Source organism: Photobacterium sanguinicancri (assembly GCF_002265265.1).
Lineage (GTDB): Bacteria > Pseudomonadota > Gammaproteobacteria > Enterobacterales > Vibrionaceae > Photobacterium > Photobacterium sanguinicancri.
Genome location: NZ_NOIF01000209.1, coordinates 1 through 8,243, shown reverse-complemented (window position 1 = coordinate 8,243; position 8,243 = coordinate 1). Strand labels below are relative to the sequence as shown.

The following is an 8,243-nucleotide window of genomic DNA, read 5'->3' as shown; positions in this document are numbered from 1 at the left end:
TACGTGTCGTGGGCTCGGAGTTGTGTATAAGAGTCAGGTCATTTATTTACCTTTATTGTTGCATTGTTTTGAGTGATATCTTTACGGCTATTTTGAAACCAAAAGCGTTTACGGCCAATTGAACGAGACATAATTATCCTTGATGTATTATTAAAATAGGTTAATAAAACCTACATATAGTGAATTAATCGACAATTTTTAATTGAAGAAATAGATCTAATATAGCGAAGTTGACTACAACGAGGTGCGATATATAAAAGCAGATGATTGAGTGTTTCGACTGTATGGTGTTACGAAGTATGTGTTACTGAGGGTTTAGCTTTTAAAAGACGCAAATAGTAATGATACCATTTACGTCTTTTTGCTAATGGCTATAAAAAGCCATTACGTTATAACACTAAATTATAGTGCAACAACGTTTGCAGCTTGAAGACCTTTTTGGCCTTGCTCTACTTCAAAAGACACTTTTTGGCCTTCAGCAAGAGTTTTGAAACCTTCAGAAGCGATAGCACGGAAGTGAACGAATACGTCAGCGCCGCCGTTGTCTTGAGTAATGAAACCAAAACCTTTCTCTTCGTTAAACCATTTTACTAGACCAGTAGATTTAGCAGACATGTTATGCCCCTTATATTAAATTCATGAGATAATCGCAAAAAATGCGTGCACTGAAAGCTTGAATTATTGAATGTGACGATGAAGCTAAGGGAAACACTGAGGATAACAACAATAACGAAGAAATTCTAAGGTTTTACTTTTACTTGATGTTTCATTAATAACTCTGTGTAACAGAGCGAGATGAATCATACCTCAGTGCTCGATATTGTAAAGGCTTAATTTAATATTTTTTAAATTATTTTTTGGTAGTGGTATTGAGTGCCTTGTTACCCGCTCGCATTTTGGTGACTTCTATTGCGGTTCAGATGAATCGCCGATTCGGTTTCATCTGCTAGTTCTCGCTATATAAGTGGGATGACTCTTGCAGGCACTGTGGTCAACACCGTCCTCTTAATATGTAGGCCGACGTTGAAGGTTGTCTGCCATAATTTACGATATTAGCCATGTTAACAGTAAGGGTTATGGCTGTTTGGTGAGTAAAGTTGATGCTAAAAGCAGCAATTAGATGATTATCAGAAGTGTTAACCCTTTATCCGTAAGCTAAGTCACTAAATTTAAATAATTTTATGACTACACTGAATTTATGGAAGCTAACAGAGGGATATGCTTATGCCAATTCAACCTCTAGGCAGTGAAAAGCTGTATCGTGGTTCGGCACTCAACGGACTGGACGAGGAATGTAAGTCGACGAAAAATCTGACCCCACTAGACGAAATTGTGGGTCAAGAACGCGCGCAAAAAGCGGTCGAGTTCGCGATGTCGATTAAAGAAAAAGGCTATAACATTTATGCGATTGGGCGGAATGGTTTAGGCAAGCGCACCATGGTACTGCGTTATTTAAATCGTCATGAGCCTAATGGAAACGCAGTGCCTTTGTATGACTGGTGTTATGTCGCCAATTTTGATGATACCCGTATTCCTAAAGTGCTTAAATTACCTGCAGGCACGGGCGCTGAATTTAAAAAAGCCATTGAAAAACTGATGACGCGCTTGGTGAAAGCCATGCCGTTGGCTTTTGATAACGAGATGTACTATTCACGTGCTGAAACGCTTAAATCGCAATTAGCTAAAAAGCAAGAAAGTGCCTTGCTGACTTTAACAAACAAAGCTAAAACACAAAGTATTAGTTTAAGTTTAACCCCGCAAGGTGAATACCAACTGGTTGCTTTGAATGGGGAAGAGCCCCATACCGAAGAAAGCTTTGCGACGCTGACGGAAGCTGAACAGCAGCAATTTGAAGAAGCCATTGATAGCTTGGAAATAGAGCTACGTGGCATTGTGCGCAAGTTAACAGAGTGGGAAGAAACCTATTCAGACAAACTGCAAAAGCTTGACGAAGAGATTGCGCTAGAAGTGATTGCGCACGTGATCAAAGCGCTAAAAGATAAGTACAAGCACTTGCCGGAAGTTAAACAGTATTTATCAGCGATGCAGGCTGACATGCTGGATAACCTAGATATCTTCCTTGGTGAAAGCGAAGAGCAAGTTGCACTGGCTTACGCGGCACTAGAAAAGAAAATGCCGCGCCGCTACCAAGTGAATGTGTTGGTGAATCAAGACGATCACAAATTCCCCGTGGTAGTAGAAGAGAGCCCGAGTTATCACAGTATCTTTGGTTATGTTGAAAATGCCACTTATAAAGGCACTGTTTTCACTGACTTCTCGTTGATTCGCCCTGGTAGTCTGCACCGTGCTAACGGTGGTGTACTGATGATGGATGCGGTGAAGGTGCTTGAGCGTCCTTATGTATGGGATGGGTTAAAGCGTGCATTGCGAGCCAAAACCTTAAATTTGAGTTCATTAGAACGTGAAGTCACGTTATCAGGTGCTATCTCACTAGACCCAGAACCGATCCCTCTTGATGTGAAAATCATTTTGTTTGGCGACTACGAAACTTATCGTTTGCTACAACACTACGATCCTGAGTTTAGTGAACTGTTCCGTGTTACCGCTGATTTTGAAGATGAGATGACACGTACCGATGAATCGGAAGAACAGTACGCTCGCTTTATTTCTAGCATCGTCAATGACAACAATATGCTGCACTGCGACCGTAAAGCCATTGCTCGTATCATTGAATACAGCTCTCGTCAGGCAGATGATCAGAATAAGTTGTCGTTACATTCTGCTGATATTGCTAACTTGCTGCGTGAAACTAACTACGTCGCGAAAGCATCAAATGCAACCATGATCCGTGCCAATCACGTAGAGCAAGCACTGCAGAATCAAGAAATGCGGGTCAGCCGCTTGAAAGACCATGTAATGCAAAGCTTTGTGAATGGTACAACCTTGATGACCACCCAAGGTGACAAAGTTGGTCAGATCAATGCCCTGTCAGTGATATCAACCTCTGACTATCAATTTGGTGCTCCCAACCGTATTACTGCCACAACGGCTTACGGTGAAGGGCAAGTTTTTGATATTGAACGCAGTGTGGACTTAAGCGGTAACATCCACTCGAAAGGCGTGATGATTTTATCGGCTTATTTAGCTTCAGTGTTTGGTAAAACGGCCAAAATACCTTTGACGACTCACTTAACGTTCGAGCAATCTTACGGTGGCGTTGATGGTGACAGTGCAACCATGGCTGAACTGTGCGCGATTGTTTCGGCATTCTCGCAGCAACCGTTGCGACAAGATATTGCGATTACAGGGTCGATGAACCAGTTTGGTGAAGCACAGCCGATTGGTGGTGTTAACGAAAAAATCGAAGGTTTTTACGATGTCTGCGTGATTCAAGGGCGTGCTAATGGTCAGGGGGTGATCATTCCTCAATCTAATGCACATAACTTGATGCTAAGAAAAGATATTGTTGAAGCTGTTGAAAAAGGTGACTTCAATATTTGGGCTATCAGCCATGTCACAGAAGCGCTAGAGCTACTCACTGGTAAACCTGCTGATGAACAAGATGGCGACAACGGCTATTCAAGCCACAGCCTGTTTGGTTTGGCACAAGCGAAACTGAATGCGCTGCGACGTTAACAGTCGGCCTTAGTATCGCGTGTCATTGCACGCTTTGTTTGAGGCGAAAAGTGAGACAAAAAGAAGAGGCAGCCGAGTTCATACTGGGCTGCCTCTTTTATATTGTATTGCGGTTATTTCTTCTAATTTTGACTCTTGCTACTAAACTGGCTGACTCTTACTGCTAAACATGAGCACAGCTGCCAATGCGAGAAAGGCCGTCATCATCAAGAATACATCGTTGTAAGCCATGATGGCCGCGTCACGTTGCATGGTGGCCGCTAATGACGCTTGGGCTTGTAGCATTGCCGTTGCGCTGTCGCTGCCTGCGTGCATAAATGCACTTGCTTGTTGCTGTAATTGATACCATGCATCGGTACTTACCGCGGGTAAGCTGGCTTTGATGTGTGCTAAATGCTCACGCGTTTTATTATCCAGCAAGGTTGCAATAATCGCGATACTGAATGCCCCACCTAAATTACGCATCACATTCGTGAGTGTCGACGCATCAGGCGTTTGTTCTTTGCTGATCCCCTGCATGGCAACCAGTGATAGTGGCACCATAATAAATGGGCTACCAATCGCGCGTAGCAGCATAGAGAAGATAAGCTGTTGACCGCCGTAGTCCACAGTCATGTGGGTATTTACAAAGCAACTGAGGCCAAACATCGCAAAGCCAAATGTCACCAGATACTTTGGCTTAATTATGGAGGTTAGCTTAGGGACTAACGGGAATATCAGTAACTGCGGGAACCCCATCCACATTAGAACACTGCCAATTTCCATCGCGTTGTATTGCTGTATTTGTGTTAAGTACAGCGGTAAGACATAAATTGAGCCGAGTAATGCCATCCCCAAAATCAAATAGGCAATACACGACATCGCAAAGTGCCGATTCGAGAGTAAGCGTAAATTCACCAGCGGCTTTTTGTGTTGGAGTTCGTTTATCACGAAATACACCAAACTCACCCCTGAGATAATTGCCAAGGTAATAATGAAGGGCGAGCTAAACCATTCTTCCCGATTGCCCTCTTCTAACACGACTTCTAAACAGCCAAGACCCAGTGCCATAGTGATGATGCCAAGCCAGTCTGCTTTCAGTAAACGACCTAAGTCGAGCGGTTCATCATCAAGGCCATAGCGCACCATGAAGATCATTAACATCGCGGGTGGAATATTGATGTAGAAAATGTAGTGCCATGAAAAGTTTTCGGTTAGCCAGCCACCCAGTGTTGGACCAATCGAAGGGGCAAAGGTAGCGGTGACACCGAACATCGCCATACCTATTGCGCGCTTTTGGATTGGCAGTAGTTGCACCACTAATGAAAAGGCCAGTGGGATTAAGGCCCCGCCACTAAAACCTTGCAGTGCGCGAAAGACAATCATTGAACTCATGTTCCATGAGATCGAGCACAACAGCGACGACAGGGTAAAAATCACTGTGGTCCAGGTTAAGTAACGGCGCTTGCCAAGTGCCATAGAAAGCCACCCACTTAATGGGATTGCAATCATCTCGGCGACTAGGTAAGAGGTCGAAATCCACGAACTTTCGTCCAGTGTTGCAGACAGCGCACCTTGGATGTCTTTGAGTGATGAGTTGGTGATCTGAATATCTAAGATCGCCATAAAAGCCCCCAATAGACCACCAATTAAGGCAATCCAATGGCGACGTGGCACTTCACTACTTGTTGGTGACGGCATAGGTGCAGATACCGCTTCGGTAACCGTACTCATGGCTTAGCCTCGGGTATCAACAGTAGCGACAACAGATAAACCTGGGATTAAAGCACGCGTTAATTTTTCAGGCTGTGGGATAACGATCTTAACGGGAACACGCTGTACGATTTTAGTGAAATTGCCTGTTGCATTTTCTGGCGGTAACAGCGCAAATTTAGCACCTGTTGCTGGAGAAAAGCTGTCAATTACACCTTCAAAATGCTGATCGGGATACGCATCTAACGCAATATCAACTTTCTGACCTTGGTGCATTTTGCTGAGCTGCGTTTCTTTGAAGTTGGCTTCTATCCAGACTTGTTCTGTAGGTACTAGGCTCAATAGTGGCATCCCCGGCTGTACTAATAAGCCAACACGAACACTACGTTTACCGACAATACCGTCAACAGGAGCAAAAATGTGAGTGTAACTAATGTTGAGTTGAGCTTGCTCTAGCTGCGCATCTGCTTCAGATAAGGCTGCAGTTGCTTGAACAATTTGGCTATCAATCACACCACGTTGGTCTTGCGCAGCTTGGTGGTTTGCTTGTGCTTCAGACAATTGGGCGCGAGTGACTTTTAGGTGTGACTGCATATCGTCGAGCTCATCCTGCGATGAGTAATTACGCTTTAGCAGACTACGGGTACGGGTTACTTGTTGCTGAGCTCGTTCGTATTCTGCTTGAGCCGATTCTATTTTACTGCTGGATTGACGGATCAAAGTTTGTTGCAGTTCGCGTTGCGCTTTTAGGTTAGTGATCGCAGCTTGGCTAACAGCGAAGTTTGCTTTGGCTTGATCAGCAGCAACTTGGTAATCGCGATCGTCAATGGTCGCAATTAAATCGCCCGCTTTGACCACTTGGTTGTCGGTCACGAAAGATTGGGTGATATAACCAGATACTTTTGGGCTAATGGTGGTGATTTCGCCTTGTAGGTAGGCGTTATCGGTGGATTCAAAATGGCGGCCGTACCCATACCAATAGCTGCCTCCAGCGATGCCGAGCGTAAGCATAATGACAGTGGCGATAAGTGGCGCTTTATTTTTTTTAGTTAGTGTCATTCGGTGTTTTTCTCACGTTTTGTATGGCTGTTTATTTGTAACCAAGTGTAAATGAGAATGATTGGTTGATTAGATAGGAAAAAAAGGAAACACTGTTGCAGAAATATAACTAATAGGGTGAGTGATGGATCTCAATAGTGCCGCTATGTTTGCTCAAGTGGTTGAATGTGGGAGTTTTACACAGGCAGCTGAAGCGCTTGATATGACTAAGTCGACGGTCAGTCGAAAAGTTGCTGATCTAGAAAAGCATTTAGGTGTGCGATTGATCACGCGCTCAACCCGTCAGTTAACGTTAACGCAAGAAGGTGAGCGCTTTTATCAATCGTGCACGCAAATGTTGGAAATTATGTCGCAAGCTGAGCTTGAAGTGACGGCAAGCCAAGACTTGATTCGTGGGCGGTTGAACATTGCGATGCCTGTCGAGCTGGGCCAAAAAGTGATGGGGAAATACATCAATGCCTTTTTGAAAGAGTACCCGAATGTCACTATCCACCTTGAATTGACCAATCGGGATGTCGACTTAATTGCCGAAGGGATCGATTTGTACGCGCAAGTTGGAGCGGTGAGTGATTCCAGCATGGTGGCGCGCCCTTTTCATCTCTCTCATCGGATTATTGTCGCCAGCCCTGAATACTTGGCGCAGCATGACACCATTGAGCATCCAAGCGATTTGGTATCCCCCCATCATCAAGTGAAAGTCTCTAACGTGGTGAAATTGCCATATTGGGAGTTAACGCAAGATGAACAACAAGAAATCGTTAATCTGCCTTATCGTTTGCGGGTAAATACTATTTCGTCGGCGTTATTGGCGGTGGTTGATGGTTTAGGTGTCGCGATGCTGCCTGAGTTTATTTGCCGTCCGCACTTGGAAGAGGGGCGGTTAGTGCAGATTTTACCTGATTGGCAGCTTCCTGCGGTACCTGTTAGTTTTGTTTACCCTCAGCGCCAATTGATCCCGAAGCGTCTTCGCGTGTTTATCGACTTTATGATTGATAATTTTAAGCAGCGATAAAAACGATGGGTGAAGTCTCTCCCTTGATGTCAGTATTCTTTACACTGCACTAATCGCTAATCAACTAGATGCTTATAAAGTGTTGATAGTGATAGAGTTAAATAATTGGCATTTGATTTGCTATTTACTTGAATAGTTTGGAATAACTTTCAAGGAATAACACATGAATAGCATTAAAGGTTTATTAATTGCGTCACTGTCTGCGCTGAGTTTGAATGCACATGCAGGTTTGATGGGGGTTTCTGAAATTGTTATCAAAAACTCGATTAATAAGTGGATTCAAATCTCTGAGGTTCAAGCAACGGAAACGGGGACTGAGAACGATTTAGCCTTGTCTTCGGCGGGGGCGACAGCAACCGGTTCGGGTAATTGGTCTGCGACAAGTTCACCGGATAAAGCGATTGATGGTGCAGGTCCGCTGGATTATCCATTTATGTATCACTCTGATGGTAAAGGTCCATCTGAGTTCCTAAAAATTGTCCTTGGTAGCCCGAGTGAGTTGGACTCATTAAGCATTTTCGGTCGAACAGGCTGTTGTTCATCACGTGATGTTTTTGATGTATATCTATATAACGACAAGCAAGAGTTGCTGTTTAGTGGCACAAAATACAGTGCGTATAACCCACAGCATATGGTGACAATCGATCTACCGAATACTACTATTCCTGAGCCAGCTTCTATTGGTTTAATGGTGCTGGGTCTGGCGGGGTTAGGTCTAGCTCGTCGTAAAAAAGCTTAGTGCTTACCTCTTTGAAATTATTCATGTTGAGAAAGTAATGGCATAAAAAAACACACTACCTAGGTAGTAATGCCGATCAGTTAGCGTAAATATGATCGGTTGAACGATCCTCCAGAGCTGTCAAAATCCAAGTGTAATTAATGC

At 44.0% G+C, this 8,243-nt stretch carries 6 protein-coding genes; 3 read left to right on the top strand and 3 right to left on the bottom strand.

Annotation, left to right across the window (positions count from 1 at the left end; all coding sequences use genetic code 11):
* Positions 1 to 402: 402 nt before the first annotated feature.
* Positions 403 to 615, bottom strand: a complete 213-nt coding sequence (gene cspE / locus ASV53_RS21185; protein WP_048897328.1) for a transcription antiterminator/RNA stability regulator CspE — start codon at positions 613 to 615, stop codon at positions 403 to 405.
* Between the two features lie 609 nt (positions 616 to 1,224).
* Between cspE and ASV53_RS21180 the strand changes: the two genes are divergently transcribed.
* Positions 1,225 to 3,597, top strand: a complete 2,373-nt coding sequence (locus ASV53_RS21180) for a Lon protease family protein (RefSeq protein ID WP_062692101.1) — start codon at positions 1,225 to 1,227, stop codon at positions 3,595 to 3,597.
* 141 nt (positions 3,598 to 3,738) lie between these two features.
* Here the strand turns inward: ASV53_RS21180 and ASV53_RS21175 are convergent, their stop codons facing one another.
* Positions 3,739 to 5,277, bottom strand: coding sequence for a DHA2 family efflux MFS transporter permease subunit (locus ASV53_RS21175; RefSeq protein ID WP_094958566.1), 1,539 nt, complete (start codon positions 5,275 to 5,277; stop codon positions 3,739 to 3,741).
* Positions 5,278 to 5,313: 36 nt separating this feature from the next.
* Complete coding sequence (locus tag ASV53_RS21170; protein WP_094958565.1) at positions 5,314 to 6,348, bottom strand: HlyD family secretion protein; 1,035 nt, start codon at positions 6,346 to 6,348, stop codon at positions 5,314 to 5,316.
* Positions 6,349 to 6,472: 124 nt separating this feature from the next.
* On the opposite strand from ASV53_RS21170, the gene ASV53_RS21165 reads away from it, so the two are divergent.
* Complete coding sequence (locus tag ASV53_RS21165) at positions 6,473 to 7,360, top strand: LysR family transcriptional regulator (RefSeq protein ID WP_094958564.1); 888 nt, start codon at positions 6,473 to 6,475, stop codon at positions 7,358 to 7,360.
* 163 nt (positions 7,361 to 7,523) lie between these two features.
* Complete coding sequence (locus ASV53_RS21160) at positions 7,524 to 8,099, top strand: PEP-CTERM sorting domain-containing protein (protein WP_094958563.1); 576 nt, start codon at positions 7,524 to 7,526, stop codon at positions 8,097 to 8,099.
* The last annotated feature ends 144 nt before the right edge of the window (positions 8,100 to 8,243 follow it).

Excerpts from the sequence above, each read along its gene's own strand:
- ASV53_RS21170 (WP_094958565.1), bottom strand. The coding sequence starts at position 6,348 with ATGACACTAACTAAAAAAAATAAAGCGCCACTTATCGCCACTGTCATT.
- cspE (WP_048897328.1), bottom strand. The coding sequence starts at position 615 with ATGTCTGCTAAATCTACTGGTCTAGTAAAATGGTTTAACGAAGAGAAA.
- ASV53_RS21165 (WP_094958564.1), top strand. The coding sequence starts at position 6,473 with ATGGATCTCAATAGTGCCGCTATGTTTGCTCAAGTGGTTGAATGTGGG.
- ASV53_RS21180 (WP_062692101.1), top strand. The coding sequence starts at position 1,225 with ATGCCAATTCAACCTCTAGGCAGTGAAAAGCTGTATCGTGGTTCGGCA.
- ASV53_RS21160 (WP_094958563.1), top strand. The coding sequence starts at position 7,524 with ATGAATAGCATTAAAGGTTTATTAATTGCGTCACTGTCTGCGCTGAGT.
- ASV53_RS21175 (WP_094958566.1), bottom strand. The coding sequence starts at position 5,277 with ATGCCGTCACCAACAAGTAGTGAAGTGCCACGTCGCCATTGGATTGCC.